The organism is Microbacterium capsulatum (assembly GCF_030865425.1).
Classification (GTDB): domain Bacteria; phylum Actinomycetota; class Actinomycetes; order Actinomycetales; family Microbacteriaceae; genus Microbacterium; species Microbacterium capsulatum.
In genome coordinates, this window is sequence record NZ_JAVFCB010000006.1 from 71,566 (window position 1) to 96,599 (window position 25,034).

General features: G+C 71.2%; 23 protein-coding genes and 1 riboswitch. Of the genes, 15 read left to right on the forward strand and 8 right to left on the reverse strand.

What is annotated here, in order from left to right:
- Positions 1 to 5: 5 nt before the first annotated feature.
- The gene (trpS, locus tag RBR11_RS11480) at positions 6 to 1,010 is read left to right on the forward strand and encodes a tryptophan--tRNA ligase (protein WP_308489478.1); all 1,005 of its coding nucleotides are present in this window, start codon (positions 6 to 8) and stop codon (positions 1,008 to 1,010) included.
- Positions 1,011 to 1,219: 209 nt separating this feature from the next.
- On the opposite strand, the gene RBR11_RS11485 is transcribed toward trpS, so the two are convergent.
- From RBR11_RS11485 to RBR11_RS11515, 7 genes are all read right to left on the reverse strand, one after another.
- On the reverse strand, positions 1,220 to 2,119 hold the full coding sequence (locus RBR11_RS11485; RefSeq protein WP_308489479.1) for a hypothetical protein: 900 nt from the start codon (positions 2,117 to 2,119) through the stop codon (positions 1,220 to 1,222).
- A 193-nt stretch (positions 2,120 to 2,312) separates the two neighbouring features.
- Complete coding sequence (locus tag RBR11_RS11490) at positions 2,313 to 3,698, reverse strand: serine hydrolase domain-containing protein (protein WP_308489480.1); 1,386 nt, start codon at positions 3,696 to 3,698, stop codon at positions 2,313 to 2,315.
- Positions 3,695 to 4,564 carry an ABC transporter permease gene (locus RBR11_RS11495; RefSeq protein ID WP_308489481.1) on the reverse strand — a complete coding sequence of 290 codons (870 nt, stop codon included), beginning with the start codon at positions 4,562 to 4,564 and terminating at the stop codon, positions 3,695 to 3,697. The genes RBR11_RS11490 and RBR11_RS11495 overlap by 4 nt, the downstream gene beginning before the upstream one ends.
- Positions 4,561 to 5,508 (reverse strand): ABC transporter permease, encoded by a 948-nt coding sequence (locus RBR11_RS11500; protein ID WP_308489482.1) that lies wholly within the window; start codon positions 5,506 to 5,508, stop codon positions 4,561 to 4,563. The genes RBR11_RS11495 and RBR11_RS11500 overlap by 4 nt, the downstream gene beginning before the upstream one ends.
- Positions 5,505 to 6,500 carry an oligopeptide/dipeptide ABC transporter ATP-binding protein gene (locus RBR11_RS11505; RefSeq protein ID WP_308489483.1) on the reverse strand — a complete coding sequence of 332 codons (996 nt, stop codon included), beginning with the start codon at positions 6,498 to 6,500 and terminating at the stop codon, positions 5,505 to 5,507. Before RBR11_RS11505 ends, RBR11_RS11500 begins: the two co-directional genes overlap by 4 nt.
- Positions 6,497 to 7,303, reverse strand: coding sequence for an ABC transporter ATP-binding protein (locus RBR11_RS11510; RefSeq protein WP_308489484.1), 807 nt, complete (start codon positions 7,301 to 7,303; stop codon positions 6,497 to 6,499). The genes RBR11_RS11505 and RBR11_RS11510 overlap by 4 nt, the downstream gene beginning before the upstream one ends.
- Positions 7,304 to 7,358: 55 nt before the next feature.
- A complete protein-coding gene (locus tag RBR11_RS11515; protein ID WP_308489485.1) occupies positions 7,359 to 8,897 on the reverse strand; it encodes an ABC transporter substrate-binding protein in 1,539 nt (512 codons plus the stop codon).
- 171 nt (positions 8,898 to 9,068) lie between these two features.
- Between RBR11_RS11515 and RBR11_RS11520 the strand changes: the two genes are divergently transcribed.
- The 9 genes from RBR11_RS11520 (at position 9,069) to RBR11_RS11560 (ending at position 18,785) form a co-directional block, all read left to right on the forward strand.
- Positions 9,069 to 9,863, forward strand: a complete 795-nt coding sequence (locus RBR11_RS11520; protein WP_308489486.1) for an IclR family transcriptional regulator — start codon at positions 9,069 to 9,071, stop codon at positions 9,861 to 9,863.
- A 50-nt stretch (positions 9,864 to 9,913) separates the two neighbouring features.
- Positions 9,914 to 10,789, forward strand: a complete 876-nt coding sequence (locus RBR11_RS11525; RefSeq protein WP_308489487.1) for an Fpg/Nei family DNA glycosylase — start codon at positions 9,914 to 9,916, stop codon at positions 10,787 to 10,789.
- Positions 10,790 to 10,859: 70 nt separating this feature from the next.
- A riboswitch (FMN riboswitch) is annotated at positions 10,860 to 11,013 on the forward strand.
- 53 nt (positions 11,014 to 11,066) lie between these two features.
- Positions 11,067 to 12,137, forward strand: a complete 1,071-nt coding sequence (gene ribD / locus RBR11_RS11530) for a bifunctional diaminohydroxyphosphoribosylaminopyrimidine deaminase/5-amino-6-(5-phosphoribosylamino)uracil reductase RibD (RefSeq protein WP_308489488.1) — start codon at positions 11,067 to 11,069, stop codon at positions 12,135 to 12,137.
- Positions 12,137 to 12,793, forward strand: a complete 657-nt coding sequence (locus RBR11_RS11535; protein ID WP_308489489.1) for a riboflavin synthase — start codon at positions 12,137 to 12,139, stop codon at positions 12,791 to 12,793. Before ribD ends, RBR11_RS11535 begins: the two co-directional genes overlap by 1 nt.
- Positions 12,790 to 14,079, forward strand: coding sequence for a GTP cyclohydrolase II (gene ribA / locus RBR11_RS11540; protein ID WP_308489490.1), 1,290 nt, complete (start codon positions 12,790 to 12,792; stop codon positions 14,077 to 14,079). The genes RBR11_RS11535 and ribA overlap by 4 nt, the downstream gene beginning before the upstream one ends.
- Positions 14,076 to 14,549 (forward strand): 6,7-dimethyl-8-ribityllumazine synthase, encoded by a 474-nt coding sequence (gene ribH / locus RBR11_RS11545; protein WP_308489491.1) that lies wholly within the window; start codon positions 14,076 to 14,078, stop codon positions 14,547 to 14,549. The genes ribA and ribH overlap by 4 nt, the downstream gene beginning before the upstream one ends.
- A gap of 85 nt (positions 14,550 to 14,634) precedes the next feature.
- Positions 14,635 to 14,997, forward strand: a complete 363-nt coding sequence (locus RBR11_RS11550; protein WP_308489492.1) for a Fe-S protein — start codon at positions 14,635 to 14,637, stop codon at positions 14,995 to 14,997.
- Positions 14,998 to 15,226: 229 nt separating this feature from the next.
- Complete coding sequence (locus RBR11_RS11555) at positions 15,227 to 16,762, forward strand: APC family permease (RefSeq protein WP_308489493.1); 1,536 nt, start codon at positions 15,227 to 15,229, stop codon at positions 16,760 to 16,762.
- Positions 16,763 to 16,838: 76 nt separating this feature from the next.
- The gene (locus RBR11_RS11560; RefSeq protein ID WP_308489494.1) at positions 16,839 to 18,785 is read left to right on the forward strand and encodes a primary-amine oxidase; all 1,947 of its coding nucleotides are present in this window, start codon (positions 16,839 to 16,841) and stop codon (positions 18,783 to 18,785) included.
- A gap of 94 nt (positions 18,786 to 18,879) precedes the next feature.
- On the opposite strand, the gene RBR11_RS11565 is transcribed toward RBR11_RS11560, so the two are convergent.
- Positions 18,880 to 19,803, reverse strand: a complete 924-nt coding sequence (locus RBR11_RS11565) for a LysR substrate-binding domain-containing protein (protein WP_308489495.1) — start codon at positions 19,801 to 19,803, stop codon at positions 18,880 to 18,882.
- A 111-nt stretch (positions 19,804 to 19,914) separates the two neighbouring features.
- Here RBR11_RS11565 and RBR11_RS11570 point away from each other — a divergent pair, with 111 nt between their 5' ends.
- The 5 genes from RBR11_RS11570 to RBR11_RS11590 are packed head-to-tail and all read left to right on the forward strand — an operon-like array spanning position 19,915 to position 25,021.
- Positions 19,915 to 21,237, forward strand: coding sequence for a flavin-containing monooxygenase (locus RBR11_RS11570; protein WP_308489496.1), 1,323 nt, complete (start codon positions 19,915 to 19,917; stop codon positions 21,235 to 21,237).
- The gene (locus tag RBR11_RS11575; protein WP_308489657.1) at positions 21,237 to 21,671 is read left to right on the forward strand and encodes a RidA family protein; all 435 of its coding nucleotides are present in this window, start codon (positions 21,237 to 21,239) and stop codon (positions 21,669 to 21,671) included. Before RBR11_RS11570 ends, RBR11_RS11575 begins: the two co-directional genes overlap by 1 nt.
- Positions 21,668 to 22,339 carry a DUF1028 domain-containing protein gene (locus RBR11_RS11580; RefSeq protein ID WP_308489497.1) on the forward strand — a complete coding sequence of 224 codons (672 nt, stop codon included), beginning with the start codon at positions 21,668 to 21,670 and terminating at the stop codon, positions 22,337 to 22,339. Before RBR11_RS11575 ends, RBR11_RS11580 begins: the two co-directional genes overlap by 4 nt.
- Complete coding sequence (locus tag RBR11_RS11585; RefSeq protein WP_308489498.1) at positions 22,332 to 23,543, forward strand: amidohydrolase; 1,212 nt, start codon at positions 22,332 to 22,334, stop codon at positions 23,541 to 23,543. The genes RBR11_RS11580 and RBR11_RS11585 overlap by 8 nt, the downstream gene beginning before the upstream one ends.
- On the forward strand, positions 23,540 to 25,021 hold the full coding sequence (locus RBR11_RS11590; protein ID WP_308489499.1) for an aldehyde dehydrogenase family protein: 1,482 nt from the start codon (positions 23,540 to 23,542) through the stop codon (positions 25,019 to 25,021). Before RBR11_RS11585 ends, RBR11_RS11590 begins: the two co-directional genes overlap by 4 nt.
- Positions 25,022 to 25,034: the final 13 nt, after the last annotated feature.

The following is a 25,034-nucleotide window of genomic DNA, read 5'->3' on the forward strand; positions in this document are numbered from 1 at the left end:
GAACCGTGACCAAACCCCGCCTCTACTCCGGAATGCAGCCCTCCGCCGACTCCCTCCAGGCCGGCAACTACATCGGGGCGCTGCTGCAGTGGCGGGATCTGCAGGGCTCCTACGACGCGTTCTTCTCCGTCGTCGACCTGCACGCGATCACCGTGCCGCAGGATCCGTCCGAGCTGCGCGAGAAGACCCGTCGCACCGCCGCGCAGTACATCGCCGCGGGCATCGAGCCGTCCCAGTCCACGCTGTACGTGCAGTCGCACGTGCGCGCGCACGCCGAGCTCGCCTGGATCCTCAGCACCATCACGGGCTTCGGCGAGGCGGGCCGGATGACGCAGTTCAAGGACAAGTCGAGCCGGTTCGGCGCCGACGCGACCTCGGTCGGCCTGTTCACCTACCCGGTGCTCATGGCCGCCGACATCCTGCTGTACCAGACCGACGTCGTGCCGGTCGGCGACGACCAGAAGCAGCACGTCGAGCTGACCCGCGACCTCGCTGAGCGGTTCAACGCGCGCTTCGGCGAGACGTTCGTGGTGCCGAAGCCGGTCATCCAGAAGGAGACCGCGCGGATCTACGACCTGCAGAACCCGACGTCGAAGATGTCGAAGTCGGCCGAGAGCGACGCAGGGGTGCTGTGGCTGCTCGACGACCCGGCGAAGTCGGCGAAGAAGATCATGCGCGCGGTGACCGACAACGAGGGCTCGGTCCGCTACGACCGGGAGAACAAGCCCGGCGTCTCGAACCTGCTCACGATCTACGCCGCCCTCACCGGCCGCCAGGTCGGCGCGATCGAGGACGAGTACGCGGGCCGCGGCTACGGCGACTTCAAGAAGGGCCTCGCCGAGGTCGTGGTCGACGTGTTCGGCCCGGTCCGCGAGCGCGCGAACGAGCTGCTCACGGACCCCGCCGAGCTGGACCGGATCCTCGCCGCGAACGCCGCGCGCGCGGACGAGGTCGCCGACCGGACCCTCGCCGACGTGTACGACCGGGTCGGCCTGCTCCGCCGGGTCTGACGGCGCGCCGGCTGCGCCCGGCGGCCCTGCCTTAGTCGCGGTTTCGGCCGGGGTGGTGCGGTCGGGCCGATCCTGGCCGAAGTTCAACCTCCCCGTCCCGACACAACGCAGGAGATTCCGGTGGCCTCGCGGTGCCCACCGCCCAGCGGGACCGCTTCTCCTGGGTTGTGTCGTGACGTGGCAGCCGATCGCCCCGCACTGCCCGAGCGTCACCGTCGGCAGGCGAGTAGCCCGCGCACGGCGTCCGTCAGCACGTGGGGCTCCGTGAGGATGATGTTCGCGGTGGGGCGCACGCAGGCATATCCGCGAGCCGCAAGAGCCAGGTCCCTGCGACGGTCCTCCTCCTGCTTCTGCCACCCCGCATGATGTGCACGGCTGTCGCACTCGACGACGATCCACCCGTCCACGAGGATGTCGACCCGCCCCACCCCGTCGATCACCTTCTGCAGTTCGATGCGTCGGCCGAACTGCCGCAGCTGCAGACGGGCGAGGCTCTCCGGTCCCGATTCCGCCCTACCATCGATGAGCCGCCGCAGGGACCGGTAACGATGCGGTACGCGGGAGAAGATCTGCGCGACGTCGTCGGAATCGACCTCACCGAGGAACAGGGCGCTGTCGAGGGTCGCCACGATCTGTCGCGGCTCCTGGCAGTCGAACGACTGAACCAGCGCGCTGACGACATCGACAGTGTGCGCGTCACCGCTCTGGCTCCGCCAGTGGATGGTGGCGGTCGCCCCGTCCGCCTCCAAGCGTTTCCGCCGTGAATGCGGGGAACGGAGACGAGCGCGGTGCGGCTCCACCTGCACATGGAGCTGCCCTCGGCGATGCACGAACACGCCCCGCGCTTCGAGCGCCGCGACGCAATCCAGCCGGCCGCCCACCCGTTGGGCTCGGAACACGACGTCGGGGATGTCACCGGACAGATACACGTCGCGCCGTGCGCGCCTCAGCAGCCCCAGGGCCAACGCGTCGCGGATCTGCTCCCGACTGACCCCGGACCCGCGCAGCTCCTGATAGCTGACGCACCGGTGCGTCGGGATCCCGAATGCGTCGAACTCATCCATCAAGGGATCGTCGCAGCGCGCGTCGGACGGGTGGGCGGCGTTCACGCAATCGGTGAGAACGTCCGCGGAGACGACGGCTGTGGAGGACCAGCTCCTCCCCCGGACCACGCACACAACGCAGGAGAATGCCGGCCTAACCCCCCGGCTGATCCGGGTTCAGGCGGAGAAACTCCTGCGTTGTGTTGTGGGTAAGCGCCCACCGGGCCTATGCCGGCGGAACCTGGGATGGTTCAGCCGGTCAGACCGCTTCCACGCGGCGGGCGATCCGGTCGCCGATCCGGAGGGCCGTGACGGCGCCCGAGCCGTCGCGCACGTAGGCGATCGACTGCTCGGGGTCCTCGACGCCGGGGTCGCTGGAGAGCACGCTCTCCCCCCGCGGCAGCAGCCACGGGCTGGACAGCGGGTCGATCGTGAAGGTGCCGTCCTGGCGGGCCGCCGGCAGCGAGATGAGCTCGAACGCCCGCCTGTCCTCGCGCACGCGCAGGTCGACCTGACCGTAGAACCCGCAGTCGTACCGGCCGACGAGGTCGCGGTGGGTCTCGGCGTCGAACGGCGCCACCTCGACGCGTTCCTCGGCACCGTAACGCGCCTCCAGCAGCACGGCCTCGAGGGCGCGGGTGATCCGCTTGCCCTTGACCGAGTTCGACAGGATCGCGTAGGCGAAGTCGTCCTCGGGGATCATCCGGAACCGGCTCGCGTAGCCGATGGTGAGGCCGTCGTGACCGAACGCGGCACGGCCGCGCCGGTGCTCGCGCATCCACGCGTAGCCGACCTCCTGGCCGGGCACGCCGCGCGATGCGAGGCAGCGGGTGAAGCCCAGCTCGGGGTCGCGCCGGCGCGCGTATGCCGCGTAGCGCATGAGCTCCCGGCCGGTGCTGAGCACGCCGCCACCCGGCACGTCCCACCCGGGCAGCTGCCAGCCCCGCTGCCAGCCCTCGTTGCGGGCCAGGCGCGCGACGCCGTCGGTGATGTCGTGCGGGGCCGCGACCCGGTAGGTGATCGCCTCGTCGGCCGTGGTGAACGTCTGCGCCATCCCGGCCGGCACGAGCACGCGCTCGCGCAGGACGTCGGCCCACGCCCGCCCGGTGATGCGCTCGATGACGGCACCGGCGACCATGAAGCCGGGACCCGAGTACGAGAAGTCCGTGCCCGGCGCGAACATCAGGGCGTCGTCGGCGAAGTGCCGGATGGACGCGGCGATGCTGTCGTCGGCGTGATTCGCGAGCAGCTCGCCGGCGCGGCCGATCATGTACTGCGCGTCGATCCCGGATCCGTGCGTGAGCAGGTGCCGCATCGTGATCCGCGGATCGAGCGCGCCGAGGTCGGCGAGCAGCGGGGCGATCGGCGCCTCGATGTCGAGCAGCCCTTCGGCCTCGAGCTGGGCGGCGATCAGCCCGACGAAGGTCTTCGAGATCGATCCGACCTGGAAGATCGTGTCGCCGGTGACCGGCAGCGGGTGTTCGAGGTTCGTCACGCCGTAGCCGGTCGCGACGGACTCGCCGCCCAGGCTCAGGCCGATGCCCACGCCCGGGACCTGCAGCTCGTCGAGCAGCGCGGGCACGCGCTCGTCGAGCACGCCGAGCAGGGACGTCAGGTCGTCGGTGCGGATCGTCGTCATCGTCATCCGTTCACGGTCTTGGGGTCGAGGAGGTCGCGCAGCGCGTCGCCGGCGATGTTGATCGCGAGGATGAAGATCACGAACACGATCGCAGGCGGGGCCACGAGCCAGGGTGCGCTGCCGATGTACTGCAGCGAGTCGGAGATCATGGATCCGAAGTCGGGCTGCGGCGGCCGCACCCCGAAGCCGAGGAAGCTGAGCGCCGCGTAGGCGCCGGAGGACATCGACAGGTTGATGGCGGCGATGACGATCAGCGGAGACGCGATGTTCGGCAGCACGTGACGCAGGATGATCCAGGCGTTGCCGTGCCCGCTCAGCCGGGCCGCGCTGATGTAGTTGCGCGTCATCACCTCCTGGGTCGCGCTGCGCACCGTGCGGGCGAAGCGCGGGATGAAGACGATGCCGATCGCGACCGCCGCGTTCGCGAGACCTCGTCCAAGGATCGCGAGCACGAGGATCGCCAGCAGGTACTCCGGGATGGCGAAGAGGAAGTCGACCACGCGGGAGATCAGGCCGTCGATCCGTCCTCCCCAGAAGCCCGCGATGAGCCCGAGCGCGGTGCCGACGACGAGCGAGAAGATCGTCGCCATGACCGCGGCGGCCACGGCGGGCCCGATCGCGACGAGCACCCGGGATAGCTGGTCGCGGCCGAGCGCGTCCGTGCCGAAGAGGAACTGCGGCGTCGGGCCGAGCAGGCGCGCGCCCACGGCCAGCTGGGTCGGCGGGTACGGCGCGACCCAGGGGCCGACGACGGCCAGCACGACGAACAGGGCGAGCACCCCGAAGGCGATCCCGCCGACGACCGAGGGGCGACGGCGCTTGCGCGCCTTCGGCACCGTGTTGGCGATGGTCTCGGTGAGTTCCGTGGTCATTTTCTCGCGATCCTTCGATCCAAGGCCGGGACCAGCAGGTCCACGATGAGGTTGGCGGCGATGAACGAGCCGGCGAGCACGAGCGCCTGGGCGTTCAGCTGCACGAAGTCCCGGGAGCTGATCGACTGCAGGATGCCGCGGCCGAGGCCGGGCAGGCTGAAGATCTGCTCCACGATCAGCAGTCCGCCGATGAGCGCACCGAAGGTGAACCCGACGAAGGTGACGATCGGCGGGAGCGCGGCGCGCAGCGCGTAGCCGTAGGTGACCCGCGCGTCCGACAGCCCGTTGACCCGGGCGGAGGTGACGAACGGCTGGTGCAGCACCTCGAGCATCGCGGCGCGCGTCATCTGCATGATCAGCGGCGCAGTCGGGATCCCCACCGCGATCGCCGGCAGCAGCATCGTCTGCAGGTTGCCGGACGGGCTGTCCTGGAAGGGGATGTAGGTCGGCGAATACAGGTTCGTCAGGAAGTTCGTGGCGAGGATGATCGCGATCGTGCCGGTGATGAAGCCGGGGATCGCGAACAGCAGGATCATCGGCACCCGGATGGTGACGTCGACGGCGGATCCCGCCCGCTTGGCCGCGAGGACGCCCAGCGGGACGCCGATCAGGATCGCCACGATGAGGCTCATGGTCGCGAGCTCGAAGGACACCGGGATCTGCTGCTGCAGGATCTGCGTCGTCTTCAGGCCCGAGATCGGCGAGGTGCCCCAGTCGCCGCGAAGCACCCCGAACAGCCAGTCGAAGTACTGCACGAAGATCGGCCGGTCGTAGCCGAAGTGGTGCTCGAGTTCGGCGATGCGGGCCGGGGTGGCCTGGGACCCCGCGATGAGCAGCGCGGGGTTGCCGTCCACGAGGCCGCGCCCGGCGAAGAAGATCAGGGCGCTGAGCACGAACAGCACCACGAGCGACGTGCCGATCCGGCCGAAGATGTACTTGGTCATGCGTCCGCTCCCTCCACGACGCGGCGAGCGAGCTGCAGCGAGCCCGGGAAATGGCAGCGCACGGCGCGACCGTCGTCGTCGTGCACGAGCTCCGGCGCCTCGACGCGGCAGCGGTCCTGCGCGACGGGGCAGCGCGAGGCGAAGCGGCAGCCGACCGGGCGCTCGACCGCGCTCGGCGGATCGCCCTCGAGGATGATCCGCTCCGGCTGGAACTCGTCGCCCGGGATGCTCGGCTCGGCGGAGCGCAGCGCGACCGAGTAGGGGTGGCGCAGCTGGTCGTCGAACTCGTCGGCGGGGGCCAGCTCGACGATCTGGCCGAGGTACATCACGGCGATCCAGTCGCTGATCCCGCGCACGGCGCGCAGGTCGTGCGAGATGAAGATGAAGGCGGCGCCGGTGCGCTCCTGCAGGTCGCGCAGCAGCTCGATCACCTGCATCTGCAGGGAGGCGTCCAGCGAGCTGACCGCCTCGTCGAGGAGGATCAGGGCCGGGTCGGATGCGATGGCGCGGGCGATGCAGACGCGCTGCTGCTGGCCGCCGGAGAGCTCGTGCGGGTAGCGGCTCATCAAAGCGGGGTCGAGGTCGACCATCCCCATCAGCTCGCCGATCCGCGTCGTGCGTGCGGAGCGGGACATCCGCGGGAGGGCCTCGCCGATCGCCTGCGCGATCGTGCGGCGCGGGTTCAGGGCGCTCGCCGGGTCCTGGAAGACGGCCTGCACCGCACCGGTGTGGGCGCCGGCAGGCGTGCCGTTCCATCGGATCGTGCCGGCGTCGGCCTTGTCCAGGCCCACGAGCACGCGGCCCAGGGTCGACTTGCCGCAGCCGGACTCGCCGACGACGCCGAGCGTGCGGCCGGGCTCGACCCTGACGTCGATCCCGTCGACGGCGTGCAGATACCGACGGTGGCCGAACAGCTTCTCCTGCGGGAGCGGGAACCGCCGCTCCACGCCCGTCGCTTCGAGCGCGAACGGCACGGACTGGGTGATGGTCACGACTGGGGCTTTCTGTCGGAGGCGCGGGGCGCCGAGACCTGCATGCGGGCGGCGGCGAAGAGCTGCCGCGTGTACGGATGGCCCGGGTTCGCCATCAGCTGCTCGGTCGGGCCGTCCTCGACGATCCGGCCGTGCCGCATCACCACGATCCGCGTGCACACCTCGGTGACGACGCCGATGTCGTGCGTGATCAGCAGCAGGGTCATCTCGCGGGAGTCGAGCTCCCGCTGGAGCAGATCCAGGATCTGCGCCTGCACCGTGACGTCGAGCGCGGTGGTCGGCTCGTCCGCGATGAGCAGGCGGGGCTCGTTGATGAGCGACATCGCGATGAGCACGCGCTGACGCATGCCGCCGGACAGCTCGTGCGGGAACGCCTTGCGCTTGACCGCCGGCTCGGGGATGCCGACCTCGGCGAGGGCCTCCTCGATGAGCGGGATGCACTCGGCGCGGGAGATCCTGCGGTGCGCCTGCAGCACGTCGCGCAGCTGGTCGCCGACGCGGATCACCGGGTTGAGGCTGGCGAGCGGATCCTGCGGGATCCGCGCGATCTCGGCGCTGCGCAGTTCTCGGAACCGGGCCGTGCTGAGTCCGCCGAGCTCGGTGCCGCGGAAGGCGATGCCGCCGTCGACGCGTGAGCCGGTGGGCAGCGAGCGCAGGATCGCGGAGGTCAGCGTGCTCTTTCCGGATCCGGATTCGCCGACGATTCCGACGCGCTCGCCCGCGGCGATCGAGAGGGACACGTCCGCCACGGCCGGGCGCGGTGCGGCCCGGTACGTGATGGACACATCGTTCAGCTCAAGCATGGGACGAGCCTTTCTGGGGTGGGGCCGGACCGGGGATCCGACCCCACCGGATCGATTACTTCGAGACCTGCGAGAGGAAGGTGCGGCTCTGGCTCGAGGGCACCTTGACGCCCTGGAGGCTGGAGGCGTGCGCCACGAACATGTCCTTGGCCAGCAGGGTGATCGTCGGGTAGATGAGGGTCGCCTCCTGCATCTCGACCTTGCTCAGCGCCTTCTGGTAGTCGGTCTCGCTGCCCGCGGCGAAGGCCGCGTTGATCAGCTTCTGCAGCGAGTCCGGCACCGGGCCCTGGCGCCCGGCGACCGGCGCGACGTACTGGTACGGGTTCGAGTAGTACGACTGCGCGTTCCAGCTCAGCTGGTAGTTCAGCGCCTTGCGACGCGCGCTCCAGGTGGCGGCCTCGAGCGGTTCGAGCTGCACCTTGAAGCCGGCCTTCGCGAGCTGCGCCTGCATCACGGCCATGAGGTCGTTCGTGCCCGGGTCGTAGCCGTTGATGTAGAGCAGGCTGATGTCGAGCCCGTTCGGGTAACCGGCGTCGGCGAGCAGCTGCTTGGCCTTCGCGACGTCCTGCGTGTGGTTCGGCACGTCGCTCAGCTTCGGCGCCCACGCGAGGCTCGGCGGCAGGTAGGCGCTCGGCCGGGCGGCGCCGCCGTAGGCCTGGTCGGCCAGGGCCTTGCGGTCGAAGGCGAGGGCCATCGCCTGGGCGACCTTCGGGTTGTCGAACGGCGCCTTGGTGTTGTTGATCTGCAGGAAGATCGTCGAGTCGGTGTGCACCTGGTCGACGGTGAACCCGGCGCTCTTGAGATCCTTCGCCGATCCCTGGTCGGGGAAGATGATGTCGACCTTCTTCGCCTTCAGGTTGCTGACCTGGGTGCCCATGGTCGGCATGTACAGCACGGTGAGCTTGGCCGCTTTGGCCTTGTCGCCCCAGTAGTCCGCGTTGCGGGTGAAGGTGAGGCTGGTCTCCGGCTGGTAGTCCGTCTGGCTCCACGGTCCGGTGCCGACCATCTTGGTGGCGAGGTTCTCCTTGGCGGCGTCCTTGCTCATGATCGCGCAGCCCCACACCAGAGGGTTGCCCATGTTGTTCACGAAGCCGGCGTCCGGGCTCGAGAGGTGGAACTTGACGGTCTTCGCGTCGACCTTCTCGACGCTCGTGAACGTCGAGAACAGTTCCTTGTCGATGCGGTTCGGGCTCGAGGTGATGCGCGTGAAGGTGTAGACGACGTCATCGGCGGTGAACGTCGAGCCGTTGGAGAACTTCACCCCGTCGCGCAGCGTGAACGTGTACGTGAGGCCGTCCGAGGACTTCTGGTAGCCGGTCGCCAGCGACGGCTTGAGCTGCCCGTCCGCCGTCGTGGTCATGAGGCACTCGTAGCTGAGCTGCCAGGCGAACCGGTCCGCGAACAGGCTGGAGGCCTGCGGGTCGAGCGACGACGGCGCGGTGGTCTCGGCGACGGTCAGGTCGGCCGAGGCTCCCCCGGCTCCACCCCCGGCGCTGCCCGTGCTGGGCGGGCTGCAGGCGGCGAGCGCGGCGACGCTCACGATGCCGACGCCGACCAGGGCCAGGCGCTTCAGGATGCGCTGCGGAGAAGACATTCGGGTTCCTTCCGTCTTTGGAAGATCAAGGGGATCGTGAGTGAAGATAACAGGTCTCAGTGTGCACTGCAACACACTGATTTGCATTGCAACGCGATGCGACGTATGAGAAAGTTGTCCCGACGCCGACCCCTGCGTCACCGAACCACCGCGCCCACAGGATCGGATGCCGTGAACACGACTCAGCCCGCCAACCCCCGGAACAACTCGGCCTCGCTGCGCAAGGCCCTGGCGATCCTGCAGCACCTCGGCGACGCCGCCGGGGAGGATCAGAGCCTCGGTCAGATCTCTACCGCGCTCGATCTGAACAAGAGCACGGTCACCCGCCTGCTGCAGCCGCTGCTGGAGACCTCGTTCGTCGAGGCCGGGGACGCGCCCAGCACCTATCGCCTGAGCTGGCAGAACGCGCGGCTCGGGCAGGCCTACCTCGGCAGCCTTCGCCCCGACCGCGACATGCACCAGACTCTCGTCGACCTCAGCGCGGCGACGCGCGAGACGACCCATCTCGTGCGCGCCTCAACGACGAACGTGGTCTACATCGACAAGGTGGACAGCCCCTATGCGGTGCGCATGGTGTCGAGGATCGGCAACGTCCAGCCGATGTACTCCACGAGCGTCGGAAAGTGCATTCTGGCGCACGCCGGCGACGACCTGATCGCCGCCGTGGTCGCCGCCGGGATGCCGCCGCGCACCCCGGCGACCATCACCACCGAAGCGGCGTTGCGCGCCGAGCTGGCCCTCATCCGCGAGCGCGGCTGGGCGATCGACGACGTCGAGAACGAGGACGGGATCCGCTGCGTCGCCGCGCCCGTCTTCGACGCGTCCGGCGAGTGCAGCCTGGCGATCAGCGTCTCCGGCCCGGTATCCCGCGTGCCGAGCGAGCGCGTCGCCGCCCTCGCTCCGCTCGTGACCACCGCGGCCGGCGACATCTCCCGGCGCCTGGGCGCCGCCTCCCCCGTGCGCTGACATCGTCCGGGTCGGGCCCCGATGCCGATGCGCGGTGGCAGGATGGGCGCATGCCGGAGATGCCAGAGGTGCAGGGGCTGGTCGACTTCCTCGCGGAACGGGTGGTGGGGCTGACCATCACCCGCGCCTCCGTGTCCGCGATCTCCGCTTTGAAGACCTTCGACCCTCCGGTGACGGCCCTGACCGGCAGCCGGGTGACCGGATCCGCGCGGCACGGCAAGTTCCTCGATCTCAGCCTCGGCAGCGACACGGAGCCGCGGCTGCACCTCGTCTTCCACCTCGCCAAGGCGGGCTGGCTGCGCTGGTACGACAAGCTGCCGACGACGCTGATCCGTCCCGGCAGGTCGCCGATCGCGATGCGGATCGCGTTCGACGACGGCAGCGGGTTCGACCTCACCGAGGCCGGCACGAAGAAGTCCCTCGCGGTCCACGTCGTGCACGATCCCGCCGACGTCCCCGGCGTCGCACGGCTGGGACCGGATCCCCTCGAGCCGTCGTTCACGCGCGACGCGTTCGCGGCGCTGCTCGAGGGGCGGCGCACGCAGATCAAGGGCCTGCTGCGCGACCAGGGCGTGATCGGCGGGATCGGCAACGCCTACTCCGACGAGATCCTGCACGCGGCGAAGATGTCGCCGTACGCGCCCTCCGGCGGGCTCTCCGCCGACGACGTCACGCGGCTCTACGACGCGATGCAGTCGACGCTGCGCGAAGCCGTCGCGGAGGCGACCGGCAGACCGCCCGCGGACCTGAAGGACGCCAAACGACGCGGAATGCAGGTGCACGGCCGGCGCGGCGAGACCTGCCCGGTCTGCGGCGACACCGTGCGCAGCGTCTTCTTCGCCGACCGCTCGCTGGAGTACTGCCCGACCTGCCAGACCGGCGGCAAGCCCCTCGCCGACCGCCGGCTGTCCCGGCTGCTGAAGTGACATCGGCCGTCACAAAGCGCATGCGGCGGAATGAAACGGCGATGAGCGCGTTGACTAAGCTGAGAGCAGTACACGTGCTCCGGGGTCGGTGCGAATCCGAACCGGCGGTGAGAGTCCGCGAACCGAGGGGCATCCCAGATGCGCCCGAGGCCGATCCGGTGGAATTCCGGGACCGACGGTGATGCGAGCAGCGCTCGCTAGTCCGGATGAGAGGCAGCACGGATGATCGCCGCGCGCCCCGGGCATTCGATCCCTGCATAGGACGAGGAAGAACCACATGACGGCGACAGCGGCGGAGCGGGCAGCGATGACGCACGCGCTCGAGATCGCGCGCCGCGGCCCGCGCGGGCTGAATCCGCAGGTGGGCGCCGTGATCCTCTCCCCCGACGGCGCCGTGCTCGCGGAGGGCTGGCACCGCGGCGCCGGCACGGCCCACGCCGAGGTCGACGCCCTCTCGCAGCTCCTGCCGGACGAACTCCGCGGCGCCACCGCCGTCGTCACGCTCGAGCCGTGCAACCACACCGGGCGCACCGGTCCCTGCGCGCAGGCGCTCATCGACGCCGGCGTGGCCCGCGTGGTCTACGCCCTGGACGACCCGGGCGACCACTCCGGCGGCGGAGCGGACCGGCTCCGCGCAGCGGGCGTCGACGTCGTCTCCGGCGAGCAGGCGGACGCCGCCCGCGCCCTGATCGCGGACTGGCTGGACGTGCAGCGGCTCGGCCGCCCCCGCGTGACCGTGAAGTGGGCGCAGAGCCTGGACGGCCGGGCCGCCGCGGCGGACGGATCCAGCCAGTGGATCACCGGACCCGACGCCCGCGCCGACGTGCACCGCCGCCGGGCCGCGTCCGACGCGATCGTCGTCGGCACCGGGACCGTGCTCGCCGACGACCCCGCCCTCACCGCACGGGACGGCGACCGGCTCTTCCCGCACCAGCCGATCCCCGTCGTGATCGGCACGAGGCGGACCCCGGCCGACGCCGCACTCCGCCGCCACCCGCACGAGCCGCTGTTCTATGCGGGGCACGACCTCGCCGCGGTCCTCGCCGACCTGCGCGACCGCGGCGTGCAGCGCGTGTTCGTCGAGGGCGGGCCCACCCTGGCCAGCGCGTTCCTCGCCGCCGGCCTCGCCGACGACGTGCTCGCATACCTCGCGCCCGTCCTCCTCGGCGGACCGCGGCTGGCGCTCACCGACATCGGCGTGCCGTCGATCGGGGCCGCGCGGAGGCTGACCGTCGACGAGTGGCTCCCGCTCGGCCCCGACCTGCTCGCGATCGCGCGACCGGAGCAGGAGGCGGCGCCCGGGGCCGAGACCCAGTACCAGACCACCCGGAACGAGGGAGCAGCCTGATGTTCACCGGAATCATCGAGGAGATCGGCGAGATCACCGCGATCACGCCCGCGGGAGACGGCTGGCGGCTGACCGTGCGCGCGCCGAAGGCCGCGGCGGACGCCGTGCACGGCGAGTCCATCGCGGTGAGCGGCGTGTGCCTCACGGTCGTCGGATCCACCGCCGACACGTTCGACACCGACGTCATGAAGCAGACCCTCGACGTCGCCGCGATCGGCGGCGCGACCGTCGGCACCCGCGTGAACATCGAGAAGGCGATGCCGGTCGGCGCCCGCCTCGGCGGCCACATCGTGCAGGGCCACGTCGACGGCACGGGCGTCGTGCGGGAGGTCCGCCCGGGCGCGCAGTGGAGCGTGCTGCGGATCTCGCTGCCGCACGACCTCGCCCCGCTCGTCGTGGACAAGGGATCCATCTCCGTGGACGGCACCTCGCTGACCGTCAGCGCGGTGAGCGAGCCGGCCGCCCCCACCGGCTGGTTCGAGGTGTCCCTCATCCCGGAGACCCTCGCCGCGACCACCCTCGGATCCCGCGCCGCCGGGGACCGCGTGAACCTCGAGACCGACATCCTCGCCCGGCACGTCGAGCGGCTGCTCGCGTTCCGCTCCGCAGACACCGGCGCCGACCGCGCCGCATCACCGGAAGGAGGCTCGCGATGAGCCTTTCCACCATTCCCGAGGCGCTGGAGTCCCTGCGCGCGGGCCGCCCCGTCCTCGTCGCGGACGACGAGAACCGCGAGAACGAGGGCGACGTCATCCTCTCGGCCGAGCTCGCGTCGCCGGAGTGGATCGCCTGGACGGTCCGCTGGACGTCGGGGTACCTGTGCGCGCCCATGCCCGGCGACATCGCCGACACCCTCAACCTGCCGCCCATGGTCGAGTCGAACGAGGACGCGCGCGGCACCGCCTACACGATCAGCGTGGACGCCGCCGAGGGCGTCACCACCGGCATCAGCGCCGCCGACCGCGCGCACACCCTGAATGTGCTCGCGGACGCGGCCTCGACCGCCACCGACCTGATCCGCCCCGGTCACGTGCTGCCGCTGCGTGCCGTGGACGGCGGCGTGCGCCAGCGCGGCGGGCACACCGAGGCGGCCGTCGAGCTGATGCGCCTGGCGGGCCTCCGCCCGGTCGGCGCGATCGCCGAGGTCGTCGCCGAGGACGGCAGCATGATGCGCCTGCCCGGCCTGCTGGAGCTCGGCGAGCGCGACGGGATCCCCGTGATCACGATCGAGCAGCTCGTCACCTATCTCAACGAGACGGATCCGCGCGACGAGGCCGACTGCGTCGCGAACAACACCCGTCGCCGGGTCAGCCTGCGCGCCGACGCGACCGTGCCCACGACGCACGGCGTCTTCCGCTTCCTCGCGTACAAGGACCGCGTCACCGGCACCGACCACGTCGCGATCGTCGCCGGCGAACCCGGCGAGACCGCCCTCGTCCGGGTGCACTCCGAGTGCCTCACCGGCGAGGCGTTCGGCTCCCTGAAGTGCGAGTGCGGCCCGCAGCTCGAGGCGGCGATGGACGCGATCGAGCACGAGGGCGGGATCGTCATCTACATGCGCGGCCACGAGGGGCGCGGCATCGGCCTGATCAACAAGCTGCGCGCGTACAGCCTGCAGGAGGAGGGGCTCGACACCGTCGACGCCAACCTCGCCCTGGGCCTGCCCGCCGACGCGCGCGACTACGCGGCGGCGGCCGGGATCCTCACGGACCTCGGCGTCTCGAAGGTGCGCCTGCTGACGAACAACACCGACAAGGTCGCGCAGCTGCGCGAGCTGGGCCTGGACGTCATCGAGCAGGTGCCGCTGATCGTCGGCGTCGGCCCCAACAACCACCAGTACCTTGAGACCAAGCGCGACCGCATGGGCCACATCATCGGCGAGTCCGAGCTCGCCGCGGCGCTGGCCCACCACGGGTCGCAGGCCGGGAAGGACGACGCATGAGCGGCGCGGGAGCACCGGCGACGGGCGGATTCGACGCGAGCGGGCTGAACGTGGTCGTCATCGCGGCGACCTGGCACGAGGTCATCATGGACGGCCTCATCGCGGGCGCCGAGCGCGTCCTCGAGGAGACCGGGGCGAACCACCGTCTGGTCCGCGTTCCCGGATCCTTCGAGCTCGCCGTCGCGGCGCAGGCCGCGTTCGCAGGCGGTGCGGACGCGGTGGTCGCGCTCGGCGTGATCATCCGCGGCGGCACCCCGCACTTCGAGTACGTGTCCGCGGCCGCCACCGACGGCCTCACCCGGGTCTCGCTCGACGCCGGCCGGCCGGTCGGCTTCGGCCTGCTCACGCTGGACGACGAGCAGCAGGGCCTCGACCGTGCGGGCCTTCCGGGATCCAAGGAGGACAAGGGCGCCGAGGCGGCCGACGCCGCCCTGCGCACCGCCCAGGTCATCCGCGCGCTCCGCGGCTGAGTCGCCGGGCACCGGGCGACGGCCCGGGGCGTCGGGCGGGCGCGCCTGCCTGGCGCGGGGGTGCGACCGGGCCTAGCCTGGGGTCATGCAGACCGTGCGCGAGATCGTCGTCTTCATCCACCTGCTCGGCTTCGCGACCCTGTTCGGCGCCTGGCTGGCCCAGGCGTTCGGGGGCAAGCGCCAGTTCACGACGCTGATGAACGTCGGACTGGCGATCGCCGGTATCGCCGGCCTCGCCCTCGCCGCTCCCTGGGGGATCACCTTCACACCCGGCATGAGCTTCTACATGAAGATCACGGTCAAGTTCGTGGTCCTCATCATCATCGGCGCCCTGCTCGGCATCGGCATGGCCCGGCAGAAGCGCGGCGCGGGGGTTCCGGCCGGGATGTTCTGGGCCGTCGGCGCGCTCACCCTGCTGAACGCCATCCTCGGCTTCTTCTGGCACTGAGCGCCCGATCCACTCCGACAGCACGGCGAGGACGCGGGAGCCGACCCCTCGGATCCCGCGTCTTCGTGTCTGCGGCGCTGCATCATTTGAATTGATGTGGCGCCGCGCTTCTGTGTATTGGCGTGATTCTGATCTCCGGGGTTGACTGTGAGCACCCACCCGAAGAGGCTCCCGGCGCATCCGCGACCGGAGCTGCGAAGATCAGCATTGCTCGGACAGAGGAGTCCCCATGAGCGTTGAGATCGCCACATCCGCGATTCGCACCCAGAACTTCCGCAAGACGCTGGGCCGATTGGACATCATCTTCCTGTCGATCGCCGCGATCATCTCGATCGACACGGTCGCCCAGATCGCCGCCGGCGGCGGCGCCCAGGCCTTCACCTGGACGCTCGTGATCGGCATCGCGTTCCTGTTCCCGTACGCCCTGGTCGTCGCCGAGCTCGGCAGCGCGTTCCACGAGGAGGGCGGGCCGTTCGTCTGGGTGCGCCTCGCATTCGGCAAGCTCGCGGCCTCGATCTCGACGATGTTCTACTGGATCACCAACCCGCTGTGGATGGGCGGGTCCCTCGTCTTCATCTCGGCCGCCACCTGGAACGCCTACATCTCTCCGCTGCCGGACGGCTCCCCGCTGGATCTGCTGTTCAAGATCGCGTTCATCTGGATCGCGATCGCGACCGCGATCGTCGGCCTGCAGTACGGCAAGCACATCGTCGCGGCCGGCGGCATCGTCAAGGTCGCGCTGCTGGCGATCTTCGTCGTCACGGTCGTCCTCTACGCGATCCAGCACGGCGTGCACGGCTACGCCGTCGGCGACTTCTCCCCCACCATGGGCGGCTTCCTCGCCGTCACCCCGGTCATCCTCTTCGCGGTGGTCGGGTTCGAGGCGCCGAACGGCGCCGCCGAGGAGATGCGCGACCCGCAGAAGGACATCCCGCGCGCCGTCGCATCCTCCGGACTGATCTCGATCCTCTGCTACCTCGTGCCGATCTTCGCGATCCTCGCGGTGCTGCCGGCCGACAAGGTGCAGGGTGCCACCGGCCTGCTCGACGCCTTCAAAGAGGTCTTCACCGTCTATGGCGCCGCCGCCCAGCCGCTCATGGTCGTCGCCGGCATCCTGTTCGTGTTCGTCGTGCTGACCCAGGCGAGCGCCTGGATGATCGCCTCCGACCGGGTCCAGGCCGCCGCCGGCGCCGACGGCGCGTTCTTCCGCTACTTCGGCACGTTCTCGAAGCGCTTCGGCACCCCGGTGCGGATGAACATGCTGTCCGGCATCATCGCGACCGTGTTCTGCGTCGCTGCGACACTGCTGCTCAAGGGCGGCACCGCCGCGGTCTTCACGGTCGTGCTCACCGTCGCGATCTCGACCCTGCTGCTGTCGTACCTGGTGATCTTCCCGACCGTGATCGCGCTGCGCAGGAAGTACCCCGACGTGCCCCGGCCGTTCCGGATCCCCGGCGGCACCGCGGGCCTGTGGATCTGCACCGTCGTCATCTACGCGTGGGTCGTGCTCGGCGCCTGGGTCGCCGTCTTCCCCGGCACGCTCGAGTCGCTGTTCGGCCTGCCCTACAAGTTCATGGACGTGTGGGGCGTGGACCGCGGCACGTTCGAGACCTTCACGATCGGCACCCTCGTCGTGATCGGACTGCTCGCGATCGTCGGCTACCTCTACGAGCGCCGCCGTCCCGGATACGTCGCACAGGCCGGCTCCCCCGACACCGCCGAACCGGTCGAGACCCTTCTCGCGGCCCAGCCGCAGGAGGCGTGACGCGCCGTCCAGCCCCCGACCGAACCGCCAGAACCCGCCACCCGAGCCCTGATCCGGGTTCACCGAAGGAGACACCGTGAGCACTCCCCTCATCACCCCCGTGGTCGTCGCGCATCCGCTGGATCCGCTGAGCGCCGAGGAGATCGCCGCCGCGCGCGACCACCTGATCGCCGAGGGGCGGCTCGGCGAGACCGTGCGGGTGGCCTACCTGTCGCTGCGCGAGCCGGCCAAGGCCGTGCTGCGCGCCGGCGGGCCGGTCCCGCGCGAGGCCCGCGCGATCCTGCTCGACACCGCGACCGGGCGGACCACCGATGTGGTGGTCGACCTGCACGCCGGATCGACCGTGTCGGCCGCCGACGTCGACCCGGCTCTGGCCGGTCAGGCGCCGGTGCTGATCGAGGAGTTCGAGGCGATCGAGGGGATCCTCCAGGCGGACGAGGGCTGGCGGGCGGCGCTCGCGACCCGGGGTCTCGCCCCGGACCAGGTGCGCGTCGCCCCGCTGTCCGCGGGCATCTTCGACTACGAGGGCGAGGAGGGCCGCCGGCTGCTGCGCGGGCTCGCGTTCGTGCAGCGCGAGCCGGGCGACTACGCCTGGGGGCACCCGGTCGACCAGCTGGTCGCGTTCGTCGACATGATCGAGCGCAAGGTCGTGCGGATCATCGACGACGGCCCGAGCGACGACCCGCTCACGGACGGGAACTTCGAGGATCCGGAGATCACCGGGCCGCTGCGCACCGACCTCAAGCCGCTGCACATCACCCAGCCGGAGGGCCCGAGCTTCACCCTCGAGGGCAACGTGCTGCGCTGGCAGAAGTGGGACCTGCACGTCGGGTTCGACGCCCGGGAGGGGCTCATCCTCGGCCAGATCGGCTTCGACGACCACGGCGTGCGCCGCTCGATCATCGAGCGCGCCTCGATCGCGGAGATGGTCGTCCCCTACGGCGACCCCGCCCCGTACCGCTCGTGGCAGAACTACTTCGACACCGGGGAGTACCTGGTCGGACGCGACGCGAACTCGCTCGAGCTCGGCTGCGACTGCCTGGGCGAGATCACCTACCTCTCTCCTGTGGTGGCCGACGACTTCGGCAATCCCCGCGAGATCACCCAGGGCATCTGCATCCACGAGGAGGACTTCGGCCTGCTCTGGAAGCACACCGACGAGTGGGCGAACCACCGCTCGTCCCGCCGCCAGCGCCGTCTCGTGGTGAGCTTCTTCACCACCGTCGGCAACTACGACTACGGCTTCTACTGGTACTTCTACCTGGACGGCACCATCCAGTTCGAGGCGAAGGCCACCGGCATCGTGTTCACGGCCCGATACCCGGGCGCCGGGTACCCGTACGCCTCGCAGATCGCCCCGGGCCTGGCCGCTCCGTACCACCAGCACCTGTTCTGCGCCCGGCTCGACATGGCCGTGGACGGCGAGAGCAACGCGGTGCACGAACTCGACCTGCAGCGCGTGGCGCAGGGCCCCGGCAACCCGCACGGCAACGCGTTCACCCGGTCCCGCCGGGTGCTCGCGCACGAGTCGGAGGGGCGCCGCAAGGCGGAGGGATCCCTCGGCCGAGTGTGGGAGGTCGTCAACACCGAGAAGCGCAATCACGTCGGCGAGCACGTGGCCTACACCCTGTTCCCGGAGGGACAGCCCACCCTCGCCGCGGCGGACGGCTCGTCGATCAGCAAACGCGCCGCGTTCGCGACCGATCACCTCTGGGTGACCCGCTACGCGGAGGGCGAGCGCTATCCCGCCGGTGACTTCGTGAACCAGAGCGTCGGATCCCCGGGCCTGCCGGAATACGTCGCCGCGGACCGCGGCATCGACGGCGAGGACATCGTGCTGTGGCACAGCTTCGGCCTCACGCACTACCCGCGCACCGAGGACTGGCCGATCATGCCCGTGGACTACGCCGGGTTCACGCTGAAGCCCACCGGCTTCTTCGACCGGAACCCGGCGCTCGACGTGCCGCCGTCGCCGAGCGGCCACGCCTGCACGCACTGCGCGGACGGCGCCTGCCACTGCTGACGGACGTCCACACGGCTCCCGAGTCGGTGCGGTCGGGGGATTCGCACCGGCCCGGGCCCTGAGGCGCGGGTGCTCCCAGCGGGGCACCCGCGCCTCAGTGCGCGTCGGCGCCGAACAGCTCGCGGGCCAGAACCGCCACGGCCCTGGTCCGCGCGGTCGGCCGCACCTTCGCGACGCGGGCGAAGCAGACGTCCAGCGCGGGCGCCGCACCGGCGATCGGCAGCACCCGCAGCTCCCCGCCGTCGTAGGTGCGCGGCGTGAGCGGCACCTGGTTCAGGATCGAGTATCCGTGCCCGCGTGCGACGAGCGAGCGCACCGTCTCGTAGCTGTGCGAGCTGTACCGCACGCGCGGCACGACCCCGGCGTCCTGCAGCATGCCCAGGAAGTACTCCCGCGAGTGCGGCAGATCCAGCAGCACCAGTTCGGAGTCGGCGAGATCGGCCAGCGCCACCTCGTCCTGCCGGGCGAGCGGATGGTCCGCCGCGAGGATCACGTGCGGCGGCGCGGAGAACAGCGGGTCGAACACGAGATCGTGCACCCGGCCGAAGTCGTAGACGATGCCGCCCTCGACCGCCCCGGACAGCAGCAGCTCGGTGGTGTCCTCCATGTCGGCCTCGATGATCTCGATCCGCAGCTCCGGGTGCTCCTGCTCCACGCGCGAGATGAGCTGCGGCAGCACGAACGGCGCGAGCGTGACGAAGCACGCCAGCCGCAGCGTGCCGCGCACCTGATGGTGGTGCCCGCGGACGGTGTCGGTCATCTCCTCGACCTGGGCGAGCACCGACTGCGCGTCGCGGAGCAGCTGCTCCCCGGCCTCGGTCAGGGCGAGCCCCTTGCTGCGCTGGCGCACGAACAGCTGCACGCCCAGCGACTTCTCCAGCTGCGCGATCGCCGTCGACACGGCGGACTGCGCGACGTGCAGGTCGATCGACGCCTCCGTCATGGAGCGGTGCGTGGCCGCCGTGACGAAGTACCGCAGCTGGACGAGCGTCATGTCCGCGCTCTGGAGTCTGGCCATGAACCCAAGTGTATCAACAGAGCAGATGCACCCCTTCGGATCTGTGAAGTGTACAGATGTCACGCCGCTCGGGACGATGGAGATCAAGACCCCGAAGCTGTGGAGGAACGGATGTCGCACGAAGACGTGGAGGTGCTGGTCGTCGGCGCCGGCCAGGCGGGCATCGCGATGAGCGAGCACCTGACCCGGGCCGGCGTGGAGCACCTGGTGATCGAACGGGACCGGATCGCGGAGCGCTGGCGCTCGTGGCGCTGGGACTCCCTGGTCGCGAACGGACCCGCCTGGCACGACCGCTTCCCCGGCCTGGAGTTCGACGGGGATCCCGACGGCTTCGCCGGCAAGGAGCAGGTCGCCGACTACCTCGTCGCCTACGCCGAGAAGATCCACGCCCCGATCCGCACCGGGGTCGAGGTGCTCAGCGTCCGCAGGCACGAGGGCCGGCCCGGGTTCCGCGTGCAGACGAGCGGGGGAACGATCGACGCCCGCTACGTCGTCGCCGCGACCGGACCGTTCCAGCGGCCGATCGTCCCGGACGTGGTCCCCGCCGACGCCGGGATCCACCAGCTGCACTCGAGCCGGTACCGCAACCCCGGCCGGCTCCCCGCGGGCGCGGTGCTCGTGGTCGGGGCGGGGTCCTCGGGCGTGCAGATCGCCGACGAGCTGCGCCGTTCCGGGCGCGAGGTGTTCCTCGCGGTCGGCCCGCACGACCGGCCGCCGCGCCGATACCGTGGCCGCGACTTCTGCTGGTGGCTGGGCGTGCTCGGCAAGTGGGACATGGCCGCTCCCCCGGCGGGCGCCGAGCACGTGACGATCGCCGTGAGCGGCGCGCACGGCGGGCAGACCGTCGACTTCCGCGCCCTTGCGGAGTCGGGCGTGACCCTGCTCGGCCGGGCCGGCGCGTTTGCGGACGGCGTGCTCTCGATCGCCTCCGACCTGCGCGACAACGTCCTCGCCGGGGACGCGAACTACCTGTCCGTCCTGGACGAGGCCGACGCGTATGTCGCGCGCAACGGCCTGGACCTTCCGGAGGAGCCCGAGGCGCACGAGATCCGTCCCGATCCGGAGAGCCTCACGCATCCGCTGCTGTCCCTCGATCTGCAGGCGGCCGGCGTGACCTCGATCGTGTGGGCGACCGGCTTCGCGCTGGACTACTCCTGGCTGCAGATCGACCCGGCGGCGTTCGACGAGCGCGGCCGGCCCCGGCACCAGCGCGGCGTGTCCGCCGAGCCCGGGGTGTACTTCCTCGGCCTGCCGTGGCAGTCCCGCCGCGGATCGAGTTTCCTCTGGGGCGTCTGGCACGACGCCCGCTACATCGCCGACCAGATCGGGATCCAGCGCGGCTACGCCGCCTACCCCGCCGCGGCCGCCCCCGACCACCGCACCCACCCCGCCCGCGCCCTCGAGGCCGAGCTCGCATCGACTGGAGTCGCATGATGCCCACGCACACCCGCATCCGCCCGTTCAACACCAAGGTCACCTACCCGGAGCAGAACCTGGACAACGACCTCTGCCAGGCCGTCGTCGCGAACGGCGTCGTGTACCTGCGCGGCCAGATCGGACAGGACCTGGACACGCGGGAGTCGGTCGGCATCGGCGACGTCGAGGCGCAGGCCGAGAAGGCGATGGCGAACATCGCGATGCTGCTGGAGGAGGCCGGGTCCTCGCTCGAGGACATCGTCAAGGTCGTCGTCTACATCATCGACCCGCGCTACCGGGAGGCGGTCTACCGCGTGATGGGACGCTGGCTGAAGGGCGTCTTCCCCGTCTCGACCGGCCTGGTCGTCAGCGCGCTGGCCCGCCCGGAGTGGCTCGTCGAGATCGACGCCACCGCCGTGATCTCGGCTCCCGCCGAGGGGGCGCGGGGATGACCTTCTCGATCGTCGCGCGCGACGAGACCGGCGCCTTCGGATCCGCGATCTCGTCGTCCTCCCCCGCGGTCGCCGCGCGCTGCGTGCACCTCGCCGACGGGATCGGCGCCGTGAACTCGCAGAACGTCACCGACCCGCGACTCGGACCGCTCCTGCTGACGGCGCTGCGCAGCGGCGCGTCCGCCGCCGAGGCCGTCGACGCGGTCACCGCGCAGACCCCGCACATCGCGTTCCGCCAGCTCCTCGTCGTCGACGCGGAGGGCCGCTCCGCGGTGTACTCCGGCGAGCGCGCGCTCGGCCGGGTGGCCGCCGCGACCGGCCACGGCGTCGCCGCCGGCGGCAACATGCTCGCCTCCCACGAGATCCCGCAGCGCATGGTCGACGCCTTCCACGCCGCGGAGGGCGAGCTCGAGCACCGCCTGCTCGCGGCGATGCGCGCGGCCGTCGCCGCCGGCGGCGAGGAGGGACCGGTGCACTCGGCCGGGCTCGCCGTCGTCCGTGACGCGGGCTGGCGGGTGACGGACCTGCGCGTGGACTGGAGCGAGACGGATCCGATCGCGGAACTCGACGACCTCGTGCAGCGCTGGCTGCCGCAGCGCGACGACTACGTGACCCGTGCGCTGGCCCCCTCGGACGCGCCTTCCTACGGGGTCCCGGGCGATGAGTGACACGACCGCGCTCTCCGACGCCCCGCCCCCGCCGGCCAGGGACGTCGCCGCCCTCAAAGACGCCGCCGACCGCACGGTCGCCGCGGCGGCGGCCGACCTGATCCGGCTCTCCGAGACGCTGCACGCGCACCCCGAGACCGCGTGGAAGGAGCACCGTGCCGCGGCGTGGGTCGGCGAAGCCCTGGCCGCCGCCGGATTCCGGGTCACCCCGCACTACCTGGGTCTGCAGACGGCGCTGCTCGCCGAGGCCGGATCGGGACCGGTGATCATCGGGATCATGGCCGAGTACGACGCCCTGCCGGGCCTCGGACACGCCTGCGGGCACAACCTCATCGCCGCCGGCGCGGTCGGCGCGGGCCTCGCGCTCGCACCGCTCGCGGACGAGCTCGGCATCACCGTGCGCGTCTACGGCACCCCCGCGGAGGAGGGCGGCGGCGGCAAGATCGAGCTCATCGAGGCCGGCGCGTTCCGCGATCTGGACCTCGCGATGATGGTGCACCCGGCGCCGGTCGACGTCGCCGAGGCCCGCCCGTTCGCGGTCTCGCACAGCCACATCGCGTACGACGGGGTGTCCGCGCACGCGGCCGCCTACCCGGACGAGGGCGTGAACGCGAACGACGCGTTCGTGCTCGCCCAGGTCGCGATCGGGCTGCTGCGCCAGCAGCTGCCCGCCGACACCCGGGTGCACGGCGTGCAGACGGTCGGCGGGTACGCGCCGAACGCGATCCCGGAGCGCACCGAGGGCCGCTGGTACACGCGGGCGAACACGCTCGCCGAGCTGGAGGTGCTGGAGGAGCGCGTCCGCCGCTGCTTCGAGGCCGGAGCTCTGGCGTCCGGGGCGACGCTGAGCATCACCCCGGAGAGCAAGCCCTACTCGGAGTTCCGCACCGATGAGCGGGCGCTCGAGGCCTACCGCGCCAACGCGATCGCCCGAGGGCGCGTGTTCGCGGATCCGGAGGTCGCCGGCCGGATGAACCGCGCCTCCACGGACATGGGCAACGTCTCGCAGCTCGTCCCGGCGATCCATCCCTACATCGGGGTCGACTCGCTGCCGTACAGCAACCACCAGAAGGAGTTCGCCGCGGCCTGCGTCGGACCCGTCGCAGAGAAGGCGCTTCTGGACGCCGCGGTCCTGATGGCCTGGACCGCGATCGACGTCGTCACCGCGACCGCCCCGACCACTCCGAAGGAGAGCACCGCATGACCGCCATCGACTGGACCGCGCGCAGCCGCGACCTCGCCATCGACGGCCGCGCCGTCATCGACGGCCGCCGGATCGAGGCGTCGGACTCCGCGACCATCCCCGTGCAGAGCCCGGGCTCGCTCGGCCACCTCGCGGATCTCGCGGCGGGCACCGTCGACGACGTGGACCGTGCGGTCGCGGTCGCCCGGCGCGCGTTCGACGAAGGATCCTGGAGCCGTCGCAGCGCCGCCGACCGGGGCCGCGCCCTGGTCCGCCTCGCGGACCTGGTGATGGCGAACCTCGAGGAGCTCGCGCTGCTGGAGACCCTCGACTCGGGCAAGCCGATCGCGCAGACCCTCGCGGTCGACGTGCCGGGCACCGCGGACACGTTCCGCTGGTACGGCGAGCTCGCCGACAAGCGCTTCGACGAGATCCCGGCGACTCCCCCGGGCGCGACCGCCCTCGTGCAGCGGGTGCCCCTCGGGGTCGTCGGCGCGATCACGCCGTGGAACTACCCGCTCGAGATCGCCGCCTGGAAGCTCGCGCCCGCGCTCGCGAGCGGCAACAGCGTCGTGCACAAGCCCGCGACCGAGACATCGCTGACCGCGCTGCGCCTGGCCGATCTGGCGCTGGAGGCGGGGATCCCGGCGGGCGTCCTGAACGTGGTGCCCGGGCGCGGATCGGTCGTCGGCGAGCGGCTCGCGCTGCACCCCGACGTCGACGTGCTCGCCTTCACCGGCTCGACCGCGGTCGCCAAGCGGCTCATGGTGAGCGCCGGGAACTCGAACATGAAGCGGGTGGCTCTCGAGGCGGGCGGCAAGAGCTCGAACCTGGTCTTCGCCGACGCCGACCTGGCGACCGCCGCGGCCAAGGCCGCGTTCGGCGCGTTCTACAACCAGGGTCAGGTGTGCTCCGCGAACTCCCGGATCCTCGTCGAGCGCCGCGCGCACGACGAGTTCGTGGCGCTGCTCACCGCCGCGGCGGCGGAGTACGCGCCGAGCGACCCGCTCGCAGGCGGCGACGGCAACGGCAGCCTGATCAGCCGCGCGCACGCCGACGACGTCTCCGCCGCGATCGCGCGGGCGGCCGCGGACGGCGAGCTCGTCGCGGGAGGCGAGCGGGTGACGATCACCGGATCCGATGCGTACCTGAACCCGGCGATCGTCACGGGCCTCGACGCCGGGCACGACCTGCACCGGGTCGAGGTCTTCGGTCCGCTCGTGGCGGTGCTCGCGTTCGACGACGAGGACGAGGCGGTGCGGCTCGCCAACGACACCGAGTACGGCCTGGCGGCCTCGCTCTGGACGAACGACTTCGGTCGCGCGCACCGGGTGTCGCAGCGGCTGGTGGCCGGGACCGTCTCCGTGAACGCCGTGGACGCGCTGGGCCTGACCACGCCGTTCGGCGGCTTCCGGCAGTCGGGCTTCGGCCGCGACCTGTCCCGGCATGCGCTGGACAACTACACCGACTGGAAGACGACCTGGTTCCAGCACGGCTGACGAGGCGAGGACG